Annotated in this window: 18 protein-coding genes; 7 read left to right on the forward strand and 11 right to left on the reverse strand. The window is 54.5% G+C overall.

The features are described 5' to 3' along the window. Positions 1–461: 461 nt before the first annotated feature. From ABC336_RS24035 to htpG, 3 genes are all read left to right on the forward strand, one after another. Positions 462–1,460 (forward strand): Gfo/Idh/MocA family protein, encoded by a 999-nt coding sequence (locus ABC336_RS24035; protein WP_413241060.1) that lies wholly within the window; start codon positions 462–464, stop codon positions 1,458–1,460. A gap of 341 nt (positions 1,461–1,801) precedes the next feature. After that, positions 1,802–2,680 (forward strand): cell wall hydrolase, encoded by an 879-nt coding sequence (locus ABC336_RS24040; protein ID WP_413241061.1) that lies wholly within the window; start codon positions 1,802–1,804, stop codon positions 2,678–2,680. Positions 2,681–2,827: 147 nt separating this feature from the next. Continuing rightward, positions 2,828–4,720 (forward strand): molecular chaperone HtpG, encoded by a 1,893-nt coding sequence (htpG, locus tag ABC336_RS24045; RefSeq protein WP_413241062.1) that lies wholly within the window; start codon positions 2,828–2,830, stop codon positions 4,718–4,720. 97 nt (positions 4,721–4,817) lie between these two features. Here the strand turns inward: htpG and pstB are convergent, their stop codons facing one another. The 5 genes from pstB to ABC336_RS24070 form a co-directional block, all read right to left on the reverse strand. Beyond that, positions 4,818–5,573 carry a phosphate ABC transporter ATP-binding protein PstB gene (gene pstB / locus ABC336_RS24050; protein ID WP_413241063.1) on the reverse strand — a complete coding sequence of 252 codons (756 nt, stop codon included), beginning with the start codon at positions 5,571–5,573 and terminating at the stop codon, positions 4,818–4,820. Between the two features lie 19 nt (positions 5,574–5,592). Then, a complete protein-coding gene (pstA, locus tag ABC336_RS24055) occupies positions 5,593–6,486 on the reverse strand; it encodes a phosphate ABC transporter permease PstA (protein ID WP_413241064.1) in 894 nt (297 codons plus the stop codon). Next, positions 6,483–7,445 carry a phosphate ABC transporter permease subunit PstC gene (gene pstC / locus ABC336_RS24060; protein WP_413241065.1) on the reverse strand — a complete coding sequence of 321 codons (963 nt, stop codon included), beginning with the start codon at positions 7,443–7,445 and terminating at the stop codon, positions 6,483–6,485. The genes pstA and pstC overlap by 4 nt, the downstream gene beginning before the upstream one ends. 290 nt (positions 7,446–7,735) lie before the next feature. Beyond that, a complete protein-coding gene (locus tag ABC336_RS24065; RefSeq protein ID WP_413241066.1) occupies positions 7,736–8,596 on the reverse strand; it encodes a phosphate ABC transporter substrate-binding protein in 861 nt (286 codons plus the stop codon). Between the two features lie 38 nt (positions 8,597–8,634). Beyond that, positions 8,635–10,032 carry a TolB-like translocation protein gene (locus ABC336_RS24070; protein WP_413241067.1) on the reverse strand — a complete coding sequence of 466 codons (1,398 nt, stop codon included), beginning with the start codon at positions 10,030–10,032 and terminating at the stop codon, positions 8,635–8,637. Between the two features lie 288 nt (positions 10,033–10,320). On the opposite strand from ABC336_RS24070, the gene desA reads away from it, so the two are divergent. The 3 genes from desA to ABC336_RS24085 all read left to right on the forward strand — a co-directional run bounded on the left by desA (position 10,321) and on the right by ABC336_RS24085 (position 13,208). Then, complete coding sequence (gene desA / locus ABC336_RS24075; protein WP_413241068.1) at positions 10,321–11,394, forward strand: Delta(5) desaturase DesA; 1,074 nt, start codon at positions 10,321–10,323, stop codon at positions 11,392–11,394. An 82-nt stretch (positions 11,395–11,476) separates the two neighbouring features. After that, on the forward strand, positions 11,477–12,604 hold the full coding sequence (locus tag ABC336_RS24080; RefSeq protein ID WP_413241069.1) for a sensor histidine kinase: 1,128 nt from the start codon (positions 11,477–11,479) through the stop codon (positions 12,602–12,604). A gap of 4 nt (positions 12,605–12,608) precedes the next feature. Then, positions 12,609–13,208, forward strand: coding sequence for a response regulator (locus ABC336_RS24085; protein ID WP_413241070.1), 600 nt, complete (start codon positions 12,609–12,611; stop codon positions 13,206–13,208). Positions 13,209–13,270: 62 nt separating this feature from the next. Here ABC336_RS24085 and ABC336_RS24090 read toward each other — a convergent pair whose 3' ends face one another. The 6 genes from ABC336_RS24090 to ABC336_RS24115 form a co-directional block, all read right to left on the reverse strand. Then, positions 13,271–14,365, reverse strand: coding sequence for a copper amine oxidase N-terminal domain-containing protein (locus tag ABC336_RS24090; protein ID WP_413241071.1), 1,095 nt, complete (start codon positions 14,363–14,365; stop codon positions 13,271–13,273). A gap of 29 nt (positions 14,366–14,394) precedes the next feature. Continuing rightward, entirely contained in the window at positions 14,395–15,504 is a 1,110-nt protein-coding gene (locus ABC336_RS24095) for a copper amine oxidase N-terminal domain-containing protein (RefSeq protein WP_413241072.1), read from the reverse strand. A gap of 102 nt (positions 15,505–15,606) precedes the next feature. Next, entirely contained in the window at positions 15,607–15,993 is a 387-nt protein-coding gene (bamE, locus tag ABC336_RS24100) for an outer membrane protein assembly factor BamE domain-containing protein (protein WP_413241073.1), read from the reverse strand. A gap of 28 nt (positions 15,994–16,021) precedes the next feature. After that, entirely contained in the window at positions 16,022–16,762 is a 741-nt protein-coding gene (locus ABC336_RS24105) for a hypothetical protein (RefSeq protein ID WP_413241074.1), read from the reverse strand. Beyond that, on the reverse strand, positions 16,755–17,303 hold the full coding sequence (locus tag ABC336_RS24110; RefSeq protein ID WP_413241075.1) for an RNA polymerase sigma factor: 549 nt from the start codon (positions 17,301–17,303) through the stop codon (positions 16,755–16,757). The genes ABC336_RS24105 and ABC336_RS24110 overlap by 8 nt, the downstream gene beginning before the upstream one ends. A gap of 177 nt (positions 17,304–17,480) precedes the next feature. Further along, positions 17,481–18,635 (reverse strand): family 8 glycosyl hydrolase, encoded by a 1,155-nt coding sequence (locus ABC336_RS24115; protein ID WP_413241076.1) that lies wholly within the window; start codon positions 18,633–18,635, stop codon positions 17,481–17,483. Between the two features lie 413 nt (positions 18,636–19,048). On the opposite strand from ABC336_RS24115, the gene ABC336_RS24120 reads away from it, so the two are divergent. Next, on the forward strand, positions 19,049–20,062 hold the full coding sequence (locus ABC336_RS24120) for a LacI family DNA-binding transcriptional regulator (RefSeq protein ID WP_413241077.1): 1,014 nt from the start codon (positions 19,049–19,051) through the stop codon (positions 20,060–20,062). Positions 20,063–20,075: the final 13 nt, after the last annotated feature.

Raw genomic sequence — 20,075 nt, forward strand, 5'->3', positions numbered from 1 at the left:
GATCCAAGTAACAATTTCAGGGTGTTGAAAAATAAAGCCTCAAGGTAACGGATCGTTCTTCCGATCGCTGTTGTTCCCAGATTTCTTGATTTTGGCACTCTTTTAAAGGGGGAAATCCGGGAACAAAGGCGAACGCTTCGCAGCTTATGCTCCCGAAGTCGCTTTCTTCCAGAAAGCGTCGACCAGAATCGATTCCGCACCCATCGGCATTTTTTCAACAAGCTGCAATTTGCACCTGAATGGCGGGAATCCCGCCCGATGGTGCGATCCAAGTAACAATTTGCATTTGGTTAATGTTCATCGAACTGCCAAACGGCAGTTGGACGCATCTGCGGCCAGCCTGAGCATCAGATGGCGAGCATTATCCATCCATCCTGCGCTTCGATAGCTTATTGCTGTGGCATTGCGCAACCGCTTCCTTTACAATGGGAAAGGAACACGGTGAAAGGAGCGGATGACCAATGAACAAGCACCAAATTATAATAATCGGTCATGGCACCATCAGCAAACGTTATCTCGACGCCTTTGGCAAGCTGCCGCAAGCGGAGGTGGTCGGCGTGGTGGGCCGAGACGAGGGGCGCGCCCGGGCATTCGCCGAAGCGGCAGGCATCAGCGTCTGGGGTACCGATATCGCCGAGGTCGCCGTCCGGTCCGGGGCGACGGCTGCGGTCGTCTGCACCCCCAATGCAGCGCACGAGGCAGGTGTGCTGGGGGCGGCGACGCAAGGGTTGCATTGCCTGTGCGAGAAGCCGCTGCACATCGATCCGGCGAGACAACGAGTGATGCTCGAGGCTTGCCGGCGACAGGGCGTCAAGCTGGCGGTCTCTTATATGCGCCGCTTCACGCCGCATATCCAGACCGTCAAAGCGCTGATCGATTCCGGCGCACTCGGACGGCTCAAGGTGCTTGATGTCACGCTGAAGCATTATCGCGATGCCGCGTACTACGATTCGTGGCACGGTACGTGGGCGGAGGACGGCGGGGGGCCGTTCATGCAGCAGGGCAGCCATATGATCGATCTGGCGAACTGGCTTGGCGGCGGCTTCGCTGAAGTGATCGGCGCCCACATGTTCAGGATTGCTCACGACATCGAGACCGAGGATCACGGCTATGCCGTCATCCGTTACCGGAGCGGAGCGGTCGGCATGATCGAGGCGTCCACGGGCTGTGTCGGCGCGAGCAGCGACCGCATCGAGATCTCGGGCGAGCGGGGCAGTATCGCTTTCGATTTCGACAGGGTCCTCTCCTGGAATCTGCCGCATGTGGAGCAGCCGCTGCCGGAGTCAGATCCGGATGCCGTCCCTGACGTGCTCTTCGAGCGGCTGTGCGCAGATTTTATAGCCAGCATCGAGGAGGATCGGTCTCCGTATGTAGATGGGGAATCGGCAGGTGCAGCAACGGAGCTGATCGCCGCGATCTATGCCAAGGCGGGAGCGCCGCAAGACCTAGAAGATTGGTGAAAAAGTGCCGGAAGTGGGGCGGAATTGTCCTGGAGAAGGGCGTATGCTTTCGAAGTCGCTTTCTTGCAGAAAGCGTTGAGCGTTCGCCTTTGCTCCCGGAATTCATCCGCACAACGTAGGTCTAATTTTCACCACGCTTCTAGTAAATAAAGGATGATTTTACAGGAGAGGGCCGTGCGAACGGTCTTCTTTTTTTCAGTCCAGCCATGGGCTGAAGCGTATTTTCCCATTCCTTGCATCCCTTTACATTCCTGATCCAGAGCGGTACATAGGATATTATTGCCATGGTTCCTATCAATCTATCTGTAGTAGAGTAGACAACGGATAGGAGGAATCGATGGATGAAATTTACAGGTAAAATGCTAGGCTGGTTTGTTGTAATGGCAAGCATCATCGTCATACCGGTTGCCGCAAGTGCTGCACCAGTACAGACATTGAAGCTTACCGTTGACGGGACTGAGATCCAGACGCCTGCGGCAATTCGTCATGACCGGATGATGGTACCGGCGGTTCTGTTCAATCAATTAGGCGTTCAAGTATCCTGGAGCACCCAATACCGCTCGGCCGTGCTGCGGCAGGGCGCGCTCACGCTGGCGTTTCCCGTACATAGCAGTCATGCCGATTACGACTGGGGCAGCAATCAGTGGCGCAGTGAAGAACTGATCGCCTCGGCATTCCTGCAAGGTGGGCGAGCTTTTGTTCCGTTGGCTTATACAGCCGACAAGCTCGGTATGACGACTGCCTACGACGCAGCCAGCCGCACGGTATCGCTTCGCACGAGCAGCGGCAACTACAAGCCGCAGTCCATTGCGAATATCAAACGCGTCTCGGCGACGGCTGAAGATATGACCTGGCTGTACCGCATCACGGAAGCGGAAGCCGGCGGGGAAAGCTACACAGGCAAGGTAGCGGTTGCGGCTTCGATCATCAACCGTGTGTTGGATACGACGGGGTATTGGCCGGATACGATCAAAGATACGATCTTCCATGTCACTTCCTATAACGGGAAGTCCTACTATCAATATTCACCCGTGCTGGACAAACGAATCTATAGTGCCGTACCGTCCGCAGAGACGATCCGTGCAGTTGACGAGGCGATGACCGGCAGCGATCCCTCCAAGGGGGCGCTCGTCTTCTTCAATCCGGACAAAACGGACAATCAGTGGGTGCGCAGCCGCCCGGTCACGATCGTTATCGGCAATCATATCTTTACAAAATAAGGTTGTGCGAGGCCCCGCTGCGTCATACGGCGGGGTCTTCGCGTGCAAAAAAAGCACTTGGCACTCAGTGCCTAAGAGTGCTAAAATAGCCATAGTCCAACCTTAACAACATCCGTTTTCTTAATTGTGAAGGGAGAGAGTGTGGAAGTGGAAAAGAAGCAATTCCAGGCAGAATCCAAGCGGCTCCTGGAGATGATGATTAACTCGATCTATACGCAGCGGGAGATTTTCCTGCGCGAGCTAATCTCCAACAGCAGCGACGCCATCGACAAAATCTACTACAAGGCCTTGACCGACGATTCGCTCGTCTATGACAAGGACAGCTACTATATCAAGGTGACGGCGGACAAAGACGCCAGGCTGCTGACGATCTCCGATACCGGGATCGGCATGACCCAGGAAGAGCTGGAGAGCAATCTCGGCGTCATCGCCAAGAGCGGCTCGCTGGCCTTCAAGAAGGAGACCGAGATCAAGGACGGCCATGACATCATCGGCCAGTTCGGCGTCGGCTTCTACTCGGCATTCATGGTGGCGGATAGTGTGACTGTCGTCAGTAAGGCGCTGGGCAGCGACACAGCTTACAAATGGGAGTCCGACGGTGCTGACGGCTATACGATCGAGCCTGCTCAGAAAGCTGCAGTAGGTACCGATATTACGCTCAAGATCAAGGAGAACGGCGAAGAGGACAACTACGACGAGTTCCTCGAGCCATACCGGCTGCGGGCGATCATCAAGAAATATTCCGACTTCATCCGCCATCCGATCAAGATGGAGATCCCCTCGTCGCGCCTGAAGGAAGGCAGCGAGTCGGAGTACGAAGAGTACACCGAGGAGCAGGTCGTCAACAGCATGGTGCCGATCTGGAAGAAGAATAAGAGCGAGCTGACAGACGCGGATTACGAAGCGTTCTACCAGGAGAAGCGCTACGGCTTCGACAAGCCGCTGAAGCATATCCATATCAGCGCCGACGGCGCGGTTGTCTACAACGCGATCCTCTTCATCCCGGAGAATACGCCGTTCGATTATTACACCAAAGAGTACGAGAAGGGGCTGGAGCTGTACTCTGCCGGTGTCCTGATCATGGACAAATGCGGCGATCTGCTGCCGGACTACTTCAGCTTCGTCAAAGGGATGGTCGACTCCGAGGACCTCTCGCTCAACATCTCGCGGGAGATGCTGCAGCATGACCGTCAGTTGAAGCTGATCGCCAAGAACATCAAGAACAAGATCAAGAGCCAGCTCCAGAGCTTGCTGAAGGACGAGCGCGAGAACTACGAGAAGTTCTACAAAGCATTCGGACGTCAGCTGAAGTTCGGGGTATACAACGAGTACGGCCGCGACAAGGATGTGCTGCAGGATCTGCTGCTGTTCCATTCGTCTACGGAGAAGAAGCTTGTTACGCTGGATGAGTATATCGGCCGCATGCCGGAGGACCAGAAATATATCTATTACGCCGCCGGTTCGTCGATCGAGCGCATCGAGAAGCTGCCGCAGGCCGAGATGGTCGCCGACAAAGGCTACGAGATTCTCTACTTCACCGACGACATCGACGAGTTCGCCATCAAGATGCTGACCAGCTACAAGGAGAAGGAGTTCAAGAATGTCTCCAGCGGCGACCTTGGTCTGGGTGAAGAGGAGAAGGAGGACAAGGACGAAGCGGCCGAGAACGAGCACAAGGAGCTGTTCGAGGCGATGAAGGAGATCCTTGGCGACAAGGTCAAAAACGTCCGCGTGTCCAAGCGCTTGCGCAGCCACCCGGTCTGTCTCACCACTGAGGGCGAGCTGACGATCGAGATGGAGAAGATCCTCGCGGCGATGCCGAACAACGAAAACGTCAAAGCCGACAAGGTGCTGGAGATCAACAGCAGCCACGAGGTATTCGAGTCCCTCAAGAACAGCTACGCGAACGACAAAGAAAAGCTCGGTCTGTATACCAATCTTCTCTACCATCAGGCGCTGCTTATCGAGGGTCTGCCGATCGAAGATCCGGTACAGTTCACCAACGATATCTGCAAAGTGATGGTCACGCCAGGCGCGTAACAGACTTCTGCGCATCACCAGGCCAAAGCCCCCCGCAGCTTCCCGTCCGTCAGGGAGCCGCAGGGGGCTTTGGCGTGTCTGGTGTATAGATGAAGGCTCAGCCGAACCGGCCGCTGATATAATCTTCCGTCCGTTTGTGCTCGGGACGAGCGAAGAGCTGCTCCGTCGGAGCTGCCTCGACCAACTCGCCGTTTAAGAAAAATACGGTTTGCTGGGAGACGCGAGCCGCCTGGTGCATGTTGTGCGTGACCATGACGATGGTATAGCGGTTTTTCAATTCCTGGGCCAGCTCCTCGATTTTCAATGTGGAGATCGGGTCGAGCGCGGAAGTCGCTTCATCCATCAACAGGATGTCGGGATTGACGGCGATCGCCCGGGCGATGCATAACCGCTGCTGTTGACCGCCGGAGAGGCTGAGCGCCGACCGCTTCAGATGATCCTTGACCTCATCCCACAACACGGCTGAGCGGAGGCTGGTCTCGACGATCTCGTCCAGCTTCTTCTTATTGTGGATGCCATGCATGCGGGGACCGTAAGCCACATTGTCATAGATGGACTTGGGAAACGGGTTGGGCTGTTGAAATACCATGCCGACCTTTTGGCGGAGCGTCTCGACATCCACCGTCTGATCGTAGATGTCCGTGCCATCGATCTTGATCTCACCAGTGATGCGAGTGCCCGGGATTCTGTCATTCATCCGGTTCAGCGTCCGCAGCAACGTCGACTTGCCGCAGCCTGACGGACCGATGAAGGCGGTGATGGATTTGCTGGGAATGCTGAGCGATATGCTTTTAAGAGCGTGAAAGGTCTTATAATACAAACTAAGCTCATGTGTGGTGATATAAGCTTCCACAACGGAAACCTCCCTTAAGTCATGATCTGGCGCGCCGCGAGTTGATCCAGAGTGGAACACGGAATAGCAGGTTGATCAGCAGGACGGCGAACACGAGTACAGCAGCGGCTTTTTCTGCGATCGCCGTGGCGTCCGGGACGATCGCTTCCGACTGTACATACCAAAGATGAACAGCAAGCGTCTCACCGGGGGAGAAGATGTTGAAGTCCCACATCTGGCCTGAGGTCGTGACCCCGGCAGTCAGGATGATGACGGCGCTCTCGCCGAATGCGCGTCCTGCCGTCAGACAGATGCCGGTGACAATACCGTTCAGCGCCACAGGCAACATCACGTTGCGGATCGTCTGCAGATGCGTAGTCCCCAGCGCAAACGAGGCGTTCTTGATATCGATCGGCACGGCTTTGACGGCTTCCTCGGTCACGCGGGTCAATACGGGCAGATTGAGAAACGCAAGACTGATCGCGCCCCCAAGGATCGTTAGGCCGATCTGGAACACTTCGACGAATACGGCGATACCGAACAGGCCAAAGATAATCGAGGGAACGGAGGCCAGACCCTCGACGCAGATGCGGATGAAGCCGACAAACCGGTTGTCGGGCGCGAACTCGGCCAGATAAATGCCAGCGGCCATGCCTAGCGGGATGGCAATAGCCATCGAGATGACGAGCATATAGACAGAGTTGAACAGCGTCGGGCCTATGCCGCCGCCCTCTTCGATCTCGCTCGGCAAGCCGACGAGGAATCCCCAGTCCAGCTGCGGCAGCCCCCGCTGCAGGATGACGAACAGCAGGGCGAGGATGAACAGGACAATGGCAATGCCCACGGTCCATACCATTCCCGTGAAGAACCGGTCATACAGCCGGTTGGAGCTGCGGCGGGACGAGAAAGGATGCAGAGGCTCGGATGGCTTCATCGGACATCGCTCCTATTCTGGAAGATGCGGATCAGTACGATCATCAGCAGGGAGATGATCAGCAGGAGCAGCCCCATCATATACAAGGCATGGTTCCAGGTGGAATCGAACGGCACGTTGGAAATCTGCATCACGATGTTGCTCGTCAGCACCGCTGTTGGCTTGAATAGCGAGTCTGCCAGCTGCGGCGTGTTGCCGATCACCATCACAACGGCCATCGTCTCACCGACCGCGCGCGCCATGCCTAGAATGACAGCGTACAGAATTCCGCTGCGGGCGGCTGGGAGCACGACCTGCACCGTTGTCTGGAAACGGGTGGAGCCGAGTGCGTAGGCGGCATCCCGGTACTTGTGCGGCACGGCTGTGATCGCATCATCAGTGATCCTGCTGATCGTCGGCAGCACCATGATCGTCAGGACGATGGCGGCGGCCAGCAGCCCGTCTCCCATGAACGAGCCGGTGAGCTCTCGCAGCAAGGGGATCAGGATGGTCAATCCCAGAAAGCCGTAGACGACCGAAGGGATGCCGACGAGCAGATCCATGATCGGCCGCAGCGCATTTTTTAGCCAAGCCGGCGTCATCTCGGCAAGGAAGATGGCGACGACCACCGACAGCGGCACCGACAGAGCCATCGTCAGCAGCGTCAGGGCAAAGGTGCCGAAGATGAATACAAACGCGCCGTACTGGTCGTTCTCGGGCACCCACTCATTGGAGAAGAAGAACGTAAGCGGCGATACCGACTGGAACGTGAGCAGACCGGTGCGGGCCATGAAGATGAGGATAGCGAACAAAATCAGACAGACGAAGACGGCGCTGCCGATGCAGAGCCATTTGAACAATTGATTATACATCGAGAGACGTCTCTTGCGGTCCAGCAAGCGGGCAGGACCGGAGGTAACAAGGCTGCGGCCCTGGTCCGCGGCCGGCAAGCTGGCGTTGGAAGGCGGGGCTTCGATCATAGGAGTTCATCCTTTCGTTCATTTAAGAAGAGAAGCCAGCCGCTCCGCCGTAAGGCGCCGAGTGCTGGCTTCTCTGCTTTCGAAATACAAGATTGTATATGATTCTCCTATCTACTTGGCTTGTATTTCTCCGGAATGAAACTAACTGCGCCGCCAAAGACGGCGACAGCCGTTTCACCTTGAAATACAAGAAAGTATATGATTCTCCTATCTACTTGGCTTGTATTTCTCCGGAATGAAACTAACTGCGCCGCCAAAGACGGCGACAGCCGTTTCACCTTGAGGAGCGATTACTTCATCGCGGAGATGGGGATGAATTTCAGCTTTTTCAGCGATCCATTCTGGAAGTTCTTGCTTTGCACGTACTCGATGAAGGCTTTGGTGGCGCCGTCCGGCTTGCCTTTGGTCATATAATAGCCGTAGCCCCAAACCTTGTATTTGCCGTTGATGACGTTGGCCTCGGTCGGCGCGACACCGTCGATTTTCAGAGGTGTCATCTTATTGGTGACATAGACCAGATCGAGATATCCGATGGCGCCTGGCGTTGTCTCGATAGCTGTTTTCATGTTGCCGCTGGAGGAGACTTCTTTGTAATTGTCGCCTTTGCTCATGAACTCTGTACCTTTGAGCGCCTTGTCCTGGAAATTGACGCGTGTGCCCGAGCCGAATGCCCGGTTGACGACGACGATATCCAGATCCTGCCCGCCAACATCCTTCCAGTTTTTTACCTTGCCGGAGAAAATGTCCTGCAGCTGCTTTGTCGTCAGCCCGTCTACTTTTACTCCGCTGTTCACAGCAGCCGCAAATGGAATAACGGCGATTTTGTGAGCAACTTGGCCCTCGAATTTTTTGAAGCCCGGCACATCGGTGGAGGCATCCCAGTCGCAAGCGCCGATATCGGCGATGCCTTTGCGTACGGCCTGCGGACCGGTAACGGAGCCGGCAGCCGAAGCCGAGATTTTGACCTTCGGGTGCAGTTTTTTGAATTCATTGGCCGCTTGCAGCGTCAGCGGCAGCAGAGCGGAGGAACCATTGATGACGATGTTGCCGCTCAGCTTGCTGGAAGCTTCGACGACAGGAGAGACGGTGCCAAAAACCAGGGAAAGTGCGACAGCGGTAAAAGTAAGCGAACGAAACCATTTTATCTTCATAGAAAACAAATTCTCCTTCCGGACCCGAGGTCCTGAGCTTAAGGTTGTTTGATAACCGACATCCACTGGCCGTCGCGGTTAACATGGACATGATTGTCTGTAAGGACGGCCAGCGGTGTGCCCGGGCCAGCAACAAGATGGGTGAAGCTCTCCGGCAGCGCGTACAGCTTCGTGGCTGCATCAGTAGCGGTTTTGAGCTCGTAGATGCTCTCTTCCCCCTGTTCGTCCACGACGACGTAGAGGCTGCTGCCTGCCATAACGGCATAGAGCACCTCCCCGCCTCTGAGCAGCGTAGTGGCTTGCTGGTTTCTGCCGATCGAGATGAGCTTCGATCTCTGACCATCCTCGATACTGATATAGTAAGCCTTGCTGCCGTCTCCGGCAGCGCCGATCAGCCATTTGTCGTTGGTGTCGGAGGTTAGCGCGATCGGCTTCGGTTCTTCGGCAGCAGCGTCATAGTAATAGATTTGCGGCTCGGTGCCTGTCATGTCGATGCTGACCTCGTCATCATCGACAGACGCGGCGCTATCGGTTTTGACGGCCCCTGGCTTCACAACGGAGTAATAAAAGGACTTGCCGTCTTTGGATACGGCAAGGTTCGACTTATAATCGACCTTGTCCTCGAGTACTTTGGAGATGCTGCCGGTCATCGGACTGATCTTGGCGATGACGCTGCCTTTGTCTCCCTGCAGGAAGTAGATGGCCGAGCTGTCAGCAGCCCATACGAGCTCCGTCTTGATCGTATCGTCGGCGCTTAGCTGGCTGGAGGCAAGAGTGATCAGATTGACCAAATGAACGGAACCGTCCTCAAGTGTATATACGGCTAGCTTGCCGCTCGGAGCAACGACCAGATCCGAGGCGTCGTCAGAAGTCATAAGTTCGGCATAAACCCCGCTGGCAGCGTCGACGATGTAGTCTACTCGTCCCTCGTCCGTGATCTGAGATGCCAGGAGGCGGCGAGCGTCGATCCAGACCGCGCGGTCAGCACCCTTGAGCTTTTGAACTGTACTGATCGACGCCGTTCCCGAAGCTCCCTGCTCCAGGTCGGCATCAAAGAGAAACAGGAAATCTTCAAGAGCGATAAAATACGACTGGTCGACTTTTACCATACCGTGCCTAAGTGTCACAGGAGAACCGTTCTTGCGGGCCGCAGCGGAGTTGTTGCTGAGCTCTACCCGGTTCAGGCCATCCCAAGCGACAACGCTTTTGCCTTCTACGGCAAAATAGATGTGCGCTGCCGTGCCGAGATCGCGCAGGGAGAACATAGGAACGCCGTTCACCTCAACGGATCTTGCGGTAGTGTGTGACTGATTGATGAGCAGTGGAATCGATTGTATGGCTCCTTGCGTGGCAGGGGCGGCTGTAATGCTACTCACCGAAGCAGTGGAGAGTGCGGTTACGAGCGCAGTGATGACGAGAGACTTCTTCATCGACATGGGGGTCTGATCACCTTTCTCAATAGTCTATAGGGTACGAAACTGATTATATGGTCCTATTGTAAAATGATGATCAATTTGATATTGGGATATTGTAAATATTGTCAATTCCATGTATACTGTCGCGCCGTATTCGTCACAATACAGACAGAACCATGACAGTTGTCATGTGTAAGAGATGACGTTTATGACTACGAAGGGATGATACTTTTCCCTATACTTGAGAAGAGAAAACATCCGGATGCTGTTTGCGGCAGCCGCGTAAGTTACCCGAGGAGGCACTGCATAATGAATATTTCAGATTCCATTAAAGAGCTCAAAAAAACAATCAGACCCTATGAGAAGACCAATACCAGAGCCAGTTTGATCCAGATGGCCAACACACTGATCCCGCTCGTAGCATTATGGTATCTGACGTATTTGAGTCTTTCTGTTTCATATTTTCTTACGTTGCCCTTGACGCTTGTGACCGCAGGATTTGTCATACGCACGTTTATTATTTTTCACGACTGTTGTCACGGTTCCTTCTTTAACAGCAAGCGCGCCAACGACATCATCGGTACGATCACAGGCGTGCTGACCCTGGTCCCGTACCAGCAATGGAGAAATGAGCATAATATCCACCACGCCACGAGCAGCAATCTCGACAAACGCGGGATCGGCGATCTGTGGATTATGACGGTCGACGAATATCGCCAGGCCTCCTTCTGGCAGAAAGCTTTCTATCGTCTTTACCGTTTTCCCCTCTTTATGTTCACTGTTGGTCCAGTGTTCGTGTTTTTGCTCCAGTATCGCTTCAATCGTAAGGGCGCCCGTCGCAAAGAGCGCATGAATACGTACCTGACCAATGTTCTGTTGGTTGGTCTGTACACCCTGCTGATCTGGGCGATCGGCTGGCAGAGCTTCCTGCTCGTGCAGGGGCCGGTATTTTTCTTTTCCGGTTTGCTGGGGATCTGGCTGTTCTACGTGCAGCACCAGTTCGAGGAATCCTATTTTGAAAAAGACGACGAGTGGAGCTACGTCAAGGCTGCAGTAGAAGGCAGTTCCTACTACAAGCTGCCCAAAGTGCTGCAATGGATGACTGGCAATATCGGCTTCCATCATGTACATCATCTCAGCCCCAAAGTGCCAAACTATTACTTGGAGCAGGCACATAATGAGACGCCGCCGCTGCATAAAGCAACGACGATTACGTTGTGGTCCAGTCTGAAATCGCTGCGATTCCACTTGTGGGATGAGGAACGCAGGAACTTTGTCACCTTCGGCAGCTTGAGGCGTTTCGCAGCCGCGAAGGAAAGCGTCTCCGACAAGCTCAAGCTGGCCAGCGAACCGCTCCGCAAAAAAAGCACAGCCCGTCCTTAGATTTGGTATAATGACAAAGAATGATTCGTTCCGAGAAGGTTTTTTCATCACTCTATAATTGGGGCAGAGGGGAGACGGCGGTTTGAAATGGTATCAAATCTTGCAGCGCAATACGGGGCTTAGTCCGTATGTGTGGGTCGTCTTCTACATTCTGCCTTTTTATTTTGTCTTCAGCTCCACTTCGATGTATCAAAGTATTGTCGGCGGTGTAATGATCGTCGGCTTTTTCATCTGCTATGTATTGTCTTTTATCTCCAAGAGCTGGATCGTATACCTATGGACGAGTATGCAGCTGGTCATCTCGGTGACGATGACTTTATGGTTCGGATATGTCTACTTCGCGATATTTCTGGCCTTCTTCATCGGCAATATCAAGCATCGTGTCGGTTTTTATACACTCTACTCGCTCCATCTCATGACGACGCTGGCCACCATCAACTTCGGCCTGTTGGAGCGTAATCCGGTGATCATCTCGCAGCTGCCCTTTGTCCTGGTCAGCCTGATCGCGGTCATCCTGCTCCCGGTTACAACGTACAACCGCAACAAGAGCGACCAGCTTGAAGGCCAGCTGCAGCACGCCAACAAGCGGATCTCCGAGTTGGTGAAGCTAGAGGAGCGGCAACGGATTGCCCGTGATCTACACGATACGCTGGGGCAAAAGCTCTCGCTGATCGGTCTGAAGAGCGACCTGGCGGGCAAGCTCGTCCACCGCCACCCGAACCGGGCGCTTGCTGAGATCACGGATGTGAGCCAGACCGCCCGAAGCGCGCTCAAGGAGGTGCGCAAGCTGGTGACCGAGATGCGCGGAGCCCGGCTGGAGGAGGAAGTGCAGCGGATCCGTCAGCTGCTGCAGGCGGCAGGGATCTCCTTTGAACTGGACGGGGATCCCCGGCTCAGTGAAACAACGCTGCTGGGCGAGAATGTGCTGACGATGTGTCTGAAGGAAGCGGTGACCAATGTGGTGCGTCATAGTGAAGCAACTGCCTGTCGGGTACGCATCGCACAGACGCCGAGCGAGGTGGAGCTTGAGGTCAGCGACAACGGCAAAGGTTTGACAGTAGGGGTGGACGACTACCGCGGCCATGGGCTGCAAGGCATGAGAGAGCGGCTGGAATTTGTCAACGGGCGGCTGGCAATTCAGTCGGTGGAAGGCACGAGCATCACCTTTACCGTCCCGAACATCCTGCAAGGTGAAAAAAAGGAGGCGTGAGCAAATGCTGCGTATCGTCATCGCAGAGGACCAGCGGATGCTGTTAGGCGCACTGGCTTCGCTGCTGGATCTCGAAGAGGATATGGAAGTGGTAGGGAAGGCGGGCAACGGCGCGGAGGCTGTCACGCTCGTGCGCGAGCTGGAGCCGGATGTGTGTATTATGGACATCGAGATGCCGTTGAAGACGGGGCTGGACGCGGCAGAAGAGCTTAAGGGCGCTGGCTGCAAGGTCGTCATCCTGACCACCTTTGCCCGCAGCGGCTATTTCGAACGGGCGGTCAAGGCCGATGTTCACGGCTATCTGCTGAAGGACAGTCCCAGCGAAGAGCTGGCGGCATCGATCCGCAACATCATGGCGGGCCGGCGGATCTATGCTTCCGAGCTGGTAGACGAAGGCTTCAGCGAGGAGAATCCGCTGACCTCGCGGGAGAAGGAAGTGCTGGCGTTGATTGCCGGCGGCAAAAATACCAGAGAGATTGCAAGTGAGATGTTCATCACGACCGGCACCGTTCGCAACTATATCTCCGTCATCCTCGACAAGCTCAATGTCAGCAACCGCATCGAAGCGATTACGCGTTTCAAGGAAAAGGGCTGGTTTAAGTAAATTGCCAGCAACAACTCAAACGCCTGCCATCCTCAGGATGACAGGCGTTTCTTGATGCTGGATTATTCGATCGGCTCGTTGTTATCGATCACGATCTGAGATTCGAACACATAAGCGTTGTTCAAGCCAACCACGTCCTTGAAGAAAGACAGCGGCACATACGTATTGCCTTCTACGAGTGCTGGAGCAGCTCCCAAGTCGATGGCGTCATTGTCGCCGTTGGCATAGAGCGCTCTCCCAATCGCCAAAGTAATGTCTTCTTCGATAATGATGCTCTTCTCTGCGCCAACCCATTTCAGTTCCAGGTCGAGCGCTTCGATGATGGCGCGCAGGGGTACCATGACATTGTCTTGCTCATCAAGGTATGCTGCAGGTGCATCGATGATCAGGTCATTCACGACCAGATCCTTCTCGCTCACATCACCGATAGGGAGGGTAGGCTTCGCAGTCTCATCGCGATCTTCATCTACAGGAGGTTCAAGATCACCATCCGTAGGGAGTCCCGGGTCATCCTCCAGAGCGACAATATGCACCGGTGACGTTTGCGGCGGCAGGCTTCTGGTCGTTACGGTATAGGAGACCAGAAGGACATAGTCGGTGAGCTCGCCCTCGAATGGTGTACCGTCGGCAAACACGATCTCGGTTTCATCCGAGATATTCAGTATCAGATTACCGTCTGCGCTGAGCAGATTCTCGTCGAAACGGTCCACTTTGTAGTTCATGTCTTCCTTTACTTCAGCGACCACTTCTGCGGTATATTGCGGTGGATAGATCATCAGCATGGGCTTGCCGGTATCATAGAAAATCACGAGCTTTTGACCGATGGCAGGCTCTACATCGTCGACAAAGTAAGTATCCCCGCTGATGGTTGGATTGACGATATTCCCATCCTCCAGCTCGAGCGTGAGCATCTTCATGTCGCCTTCTGCGCCATGATTCTGGATCTGAGTTACAACGCCAGTGACGGCTGCATAAGGAGCGACCTCATCCTGAACCGGCGCGTTGATCGGTACGGCATCCTGTTGCGCTGGAGCCGAGATCGGCGCGCTGATCGGCACAATATTGGCAGGGCTTGCCGAGATGATGGAGGCTGCGGATAGGGAGAGTACACTGACGGATAACAAACTGGTCAAGCCTTTTTTTACATTGCGTTTCATAATTGGTAAATCTCCTTTCTATAAAAAGGTTATTCGATCGGATCGTTGTTGTTGATGACGATCTGGCCTTCGAACACATACGCATTGTTCAGACCGGCTACTTCCTTGAAGAAAGACAGCGGCACATACGTGTTGCCTTCGACGATGACCGGAGCGGCACCCAGCTCGATCGCGTCATTGGCGCTGTTGCCATAACGGTTCTCGCCGATTTTCAGGGAGATGTCTTCATCGATAACGATGCTTTTATCGGCAGCGTTCCACTTGAGCTCGAGACCAAGCGATTCGACAATGGCACGCAGAGGGACCATAACATTGTCTTGCTCATCCAAGTAAGCGGCAGGCGCATCGATGATCAGATCGCCTACGACCAGGTCATGGCCGCTGACATCGCCGATGACATCCGAGATCGGCACAGCCGGTTCAAGCGCTTCGTCGTCCGAGCCGAGCGGCTCATCGACGTCGATGTCAGTTGGCGGCGCAGTGACCTCATCCGGTTCCAGAACGACGATATGCGTCGGCGTCGTTTGGGCAGGGAGACTCAGCGTAGCGATCGTATAGGTGACGAGCAGGACACGGTTACCGAGCTCGCCTTCGAATGGTGTGCCGTCTTCGTTCACGATCTCTGTCTCATCTGTGACGTTCAGCTTCAGCGTACCATCCGCGCTCAACAGGTCGCTATTAAAGCGATCGGTCATATAGTTCACGTCTTCCTGAACCTCGGCCAGAACTTCTGCGCCGTACTGCGGCGGGTAGATCATGATGACAGGCTTGGCTGTGTCATAGAAGCCGACGAGCTGCTGGCCGACGGCCGGCTCAAGATCGTCTACCAGGAATGTCTTTTCATTGACGACGAAATTAACGGTCTCGCCGTCTTCAACCTCAAGCGATACGAGCAGCGTATCTGGGATATCGCGATAGGGTTCAACTTTGGTTACAACCCCGTAAACGGCCTGGTAGGAAGCAATCTCGTCACCAGCTTCCGCGCTGATCGGTAAGATGTCCTGCTGGGCAGGAACCTGAATTGGAGCGCTGATCGGGCGCACATCAGCCGGACTGGCCGAGATGATGGATGCGGCGGACAGCGAGAGTACACTCACAGAGAGTAAGCTGGTCAAACCTTTTTTTACATTGCGTTTCATAATTGGAAATCTCCTTTCTGCTTTTGTCTTACGACCTCTCTGACGCGAGATGGAGCGGAAAGGTTGCATTTATTTCTTTGCGTAATGAATTCAGACGGTTTCCTAGTCAGCGGTCGTCATCACAACATAGCGCACCGTATCCCCTTCGAAGTACAAGTGGAGGTCATCCCAATTATCGATGTCGTACCTCCAATGGATGCTGGTCTGGATATGCGGCGTACCGAGTGCCTCCAGCACCTCATCCTTGGACATGCCGACGCGGACGCCGTCGCTGGTCTGGTAGGCATCGGTGGTGAATGCTACAAGCAGGTCCCAACTGACGATGCCGCCTTCATCATGCGACCGGACGGCATCGAATCTGCCAGTCTGCGTGTAGTAGGGGAGCTGCACCTCCGCAGGCGATTCGACAAGCTCTTCGTACCACTGATAATAAGTCTTGCCGTCTATAGCCAGGCGATCGGCTTCGTAGCTCTGCGAACGATCTTCCACTTCTGTCTCCGTACTGCCGATTACCGCATTATGGGCAGTTACGAACTGGCCTATTGCGGAGTCGGGATAAAGCGTCGCGTGCAGCTGTCTGGCCGTGATGCTGTCGGCATAGACCAATCCCGGGCCCAGATCCAGGATATTGGCTCGCGTACGGAATCGCGTAGAGCGCGTCACCTGTCTCGAATCTGAGCATCGTGTCGAGCTGTGGCTGGTCTGCTGATTGCTCTTCATCGACGGTACTTTGGCTCAGCGACACCTGGCCCAGGAAAGTCACCAGGTTATTCGGTCCTTCTTCTACGATTGTGATTTCTTCGTTGTCGGCAGTCCGTACGGACACCTCGTTCACTTCGTCCAGCGAGAAGGGCAATGCTTCACTGAGCATCACTTGGTCCAGGGAAGCCAGTTCGACCAAGGTCTCCTCGCCAAGAGGTGCGATATCGGGCCCTGGCGTCTGATCATCCGGCGGCGGTTCAGTGGGATCATTGGTGCCGACAGGCGGCTCACCGGGATCGGTAATGCCGGGGCCGGCGTTGCCGTCATCTGGCGACGGGCTTGTGAAGCGGTCCAGATTAAGCGTGATACCAAGCAGCAGTACGACAGCGGTCGCGCTCAGAGCCGTGATCGGCAGCCAGCGCTTGCGCTTGTCTTGTTTCTTGCTTCGGCTCACTTTGCGTTCGATCTGCGTGATATTCTCGGCAGTGAATGTTTTTTTGCGATGCGGCCCGGTTTGGAGATTTTTGTACCATTCGGGCCTGATCTCTTTAGTCATACTGTGCACTCCCCTTCCAATAGAGATTCATTTTTTGTCTGGCACGCGACAGTCGGGATTTGACGGTTCCTTCCGGCAGCTGCAGCACATCCGCGATTTCTTTCGTATTCAGCTCGAACTTGGCATGCAGGATCAGTACCTCGCGAAGCTTGAGCGGCAGCTTCAAGACGACGCTCCAGATCTCGTGGGTAAACTGATTATCCAACGCTACTTTTTCTGCGGAGTCGTTGCCGCCGTCCATGGACACCTTGCCCATCAGCGTGACCCGCCGCAGGAAGGCGGACCTCAGATGATTGATCGACATGTTGCGCGTAATCGAGAGCAGCCATGTCTTGATCGAGGAGGTACCGCGAAAGGTATGGATCGAGTGATAGACTTTGAGGAACACGTCCTGTGTTACGTCGTCGGCCATATCATGTTTTTTGGTTATCGTAAAAGCCAGGTTCCATACATCCTGACCATGCAGCTCCATGAGATGACGGAAGCTGTCCGCGTCCATCCGTTCGAGATAGTTCCAGTTGATTTCCCCCAATGTGTTCACCTCCATAGATTAGACAATATGGGCAGCTGAATAGTTCCATTATATATTTACCCAAGAAGCTGCTGAATAATGGGGGCTTGATCGGATACTAGTGTGATCTGCGTTCCCGTCGTAACAAGCAAACAGCTCTCCCGTCATGGCCGTGGGCCGTAATGGGAGAGCTGTTTGCATGTATATCTATTGGTGCGGCAAGTAGATGCGGAAGCGTCCGCTGAGAGCCAGCAGGCTAAAGAAGTATAGGCAGTTGTCGTAATAGCGGCGAACGCCTCGGCGCAGCGGAGTGTCCCAGAACAGCCGGACGAAATGCTCGGCGTCTGGACCATCGGCAGCCAAGGAGGCCATGGCGTTGGTCGCGAGCAGCCCGACAGGGTGGAGGGACGATTCGTCGAAAGGCCGACCGTCAATGGTATAGCGCCGGTAGTCCGCCATAGCGATCGGGCGGAAAAACCGCTGCAGCCGGTTGGATTGTTCCACCTGCCACGGATCGGCGCGAAACCACTCCCAATCCAGGCCGATGTTGGCGGCGACACGGTAAGCGTCACTGAAGAAATGCCGGAAGTCACCGTGCCGTTGCGGCTCTGCGGGGGTACCGTCGTAATTGGCGTACTCCGGAGACAGTCCGGTTACCGGGTGGCAGGCCTTCTGCAGATAGGCTCTGCTCGCGGCAGCAGCCTCCCTCCAGAACGGCTGGTCGCGCGCATCGGCTTGCAGAGCGAACAACTCGTAGAAGTGGGGCAAATGGTAGGACGGATCGCTGAACGGGGATTCCGGGATGAACTTGATCAAGCGCGTCGCGCGATCCCACATCGGATCTCCTTCGCCGTCTTCCCCCTGGTGCAGGCAGGCGCGCAGAATGATCCGGGCCTGCTCGGCATAGTCGTATGGGGACGGACCGTCGCCCCAGCGGGCAGAGGCGAAGAGTAGCGCCATCGCGAAAAATTCTTCCCCGTCGGGAGCGGGACCTTGCGAGATCCGTGTGCCGTCGGGCTTGCAGTGCCAGGCAAAATAGTCCTTGTAGCGACCCTCGGTATGCTGCATATACGTTTTGGCAAAGGTCCAGAGTCGGTCGAAAATCTCACGATCGTCCATCTGTACCGCCATCATCATCCCGTAGGACATGCCTTCGGTACGGACATCCAGATTGCCTGTGTCCAGGAAATAGCCTTTGTCTTCGCCGACCGGGTAGTAGATCCGGACATCTTCGTCTCCCCTCAACAGATCGGACCAGCTTTGCTCCAGCCGCTCATGAATTTCCTGCTCTGTATAACCAGCTTCTTGGAACCGATTGCGATAATGGCCGGTATAAAACGCGCCTTGTGAAGGTGTTGTCATAAAAGGCAGCCCCCTGTTCAGATAGATATCGATTCTATCTTACCATTTGCAGCGGGAGGGAGGATTTAGGTTATCCTTTGAAAAGTATAGGACTTTTGTGAGCGGCGGAAGCAGAGCTTCAATCAATTGGTGAATATATACAAAAAAAGTGTAAACGGTATTACAAAATAAGCGGGCGATCTAAAACAGGAGATATCTTAAATGTAATTATACCTAACTTCAATTTGAAAAAACACCCATGTTTAATAGGGTTTAAGTAATAATACATAACGTAAACGTGTTAGATTTTAACGATGTAAGCGATTTTATTTTTATGAAAACGAAAACCCCTCTTGTAATCTTTGAAATCGTGTAATAGAATAAAAACCATAAGTTGCGTAAACGTTATGACAAAAGCAATTGGCGGGGTGATTATGTCGAATAAGGAAATTACGATAAAAGATGTTGCCAAGCAGGCCGGCGTCTCCGTGGCTACCGTCTCGCGGGTGCTCAACGGCCGCGATCGCGTCAGCGATGAGACGCGCAAGAAGATTCTGAAGATCATCGACGAGCTGAATTTTGTGCCGAATACGATGGCTGCGTCGATGGTCAACAAAAAAACACGCATGCTGTCGGTCGTCGTCCCGGAGATTCAGAATCCGTTCTATACTGCAGTAATCAGCGGGACGGTGGAGGTCGCCAAAAAAGCGGGCTTCGTCACGCTGGTGGTCTCTACCAATAACGACGAGGCTGAGGAAGAGGAGTTCTTCGAGAGCTTCCTGGGCAAAAATGTCGACGGCATCATCCTCATCGGCACGCATCAGCGTCCCGAGTTCTATCGAAATATCCGCAAGCCTACAATCATGGTGGATCGTTATATCAATAATTGCGGCCACGACGGGGTTATGATCGACAACTTCCGGGGGGCGTACGAAGCGACAAAGCACTTCGTGGATTACGGTCACAAGCGGATTGCAATCATCGATGGCGAGCATGACTTCAACGACGGCAAGGACCGCTACTGGGGCTACCATCAGGCGTTGCACGAGAGCGGCTTGGCGCCGGAGGGCCGCTATCACAAGCAGGGGACCTGGTCGGAAGGGGACGGCTACCGCTTCACTCGCGAGCTGCTGCAGTCCGAGGAGCCGCCGACGGCGATCTTTGCAGCCAACAACGTAATCTGCTGCGGAGCCATCAAGGCGATTCGGGATCTGGGCCTGCGCATCGGCGAGGATATCTCGCTGATCGGCTTCGACGACAACGAGCTGGCCCAGTTCGTCCAGCCCCGCGTGACGGTCGTCAGCCGGCCGACCAAAGAGATGGGCGTCCAGGCAGCAGAGATGCTGATCCAGAAGATTGCGGATGAGTCCAAAGCTGAGAAACAGCTTAAGAAAATGATACTGGATGTGGAACTGCTGGTCTTCGGCTCCGTTAAAAAACTCAACTAGTACCTGGAGGAGA

Source organism: Paenibacillus jepli (assembly GCF_047238105.1).
Lineage (GTDB): Bacteria > Bacillota > Bacilli > Paenibacillales > Paenibacillaceae > Paenibacillus_D.

Coding starts and splice junctions, on each gene's coding strand:
- ABC336_RS24035 (WP_413241060.1), top strand. CDS start 462: ATGAACAAGCACCAAATTATAATAATCGGTCATGGCACCATCAGCAAA.
- ABC336_RS24040 (WP_413241061.1), top strand. CDS start 1,802: ATGAAATTTACAGGTAAAATGCTAGGCTGGTTTGTTGTAATGGCAAGC.
- pstA (WP_413241064.1), bottom strand. CDS start 6,486: ATGAAGCCATCCGAGCCTCTGCATCCTTTCTCGTCCCGCCGCAGCTCC.
- pstC (WP_413241065.1), bottom strand. CDS start 7,445: ATGATCGAAGCCCCGCCTTCCAACGCCAGCTTGCCGGCCGCGGACCAG.
- ABC336_RS24065 (WP_413241066.1), bottom strand. CDS start 8,596: ATGAAGATAAAATGGTTTCGTTCGCTTACTTTTACCGCTGTCGCACTT.
- ABC336_RS24070 (WP_413241067.1), bottom strand. CDS start 10,032: ATGTCGATGAAGAAGTCTCTCGTCATCACTGCGCTCGTAACCGCACTC.
- desA (WP_413241068.1), top strand. CDS start 10,321: ATGAATATTTCAGATTCCATTAAAGAGCTCAAAAAAACAATCAGACCC.
- ABC336_RS24085 (WP_413241070.1), top strand. CDS start 12,609: ATGCTGCGTATCGTCATCGCAGAGGACCAGCGGATGCTGTTAGGCGCA.
- ABC336_RS24090 (WP_413241071.1), bottom strand. CDS start 14,365: ATGAAACGCAATGTAAAAAAAGGCTTGACCAGTTTGTTATCCGTCAGT.
- ABC336_RS24095 (WP_413241072.1), bottom strand. CDS start 15,504: ATGAAACGCAATGTAAAAAAAGGTTTGACCAGCTTACTCTCTGTGAGT.
- ABC336_RS24105 (WP_413241074.1), bottom strand. CDS start 16,762: ATGACTAAAGAGATCAGGCCCGAATGGTACAAAAATCTCCAAACCGGG.
- ABC336_RS24115 (WP_413241076.1), bottom strand. CDS start 18,635: ATGACAACACCTTCACAAGGCGCGTTTTATACCGGCCATTATCGCAAT.
- ABC336_RS24120 (WP_413241077.1), top strand. CDS start 19,049: ATGTCGAATAAGGAAATTACGATAAAAGATGTTGCCAAGCAGGCCGGC.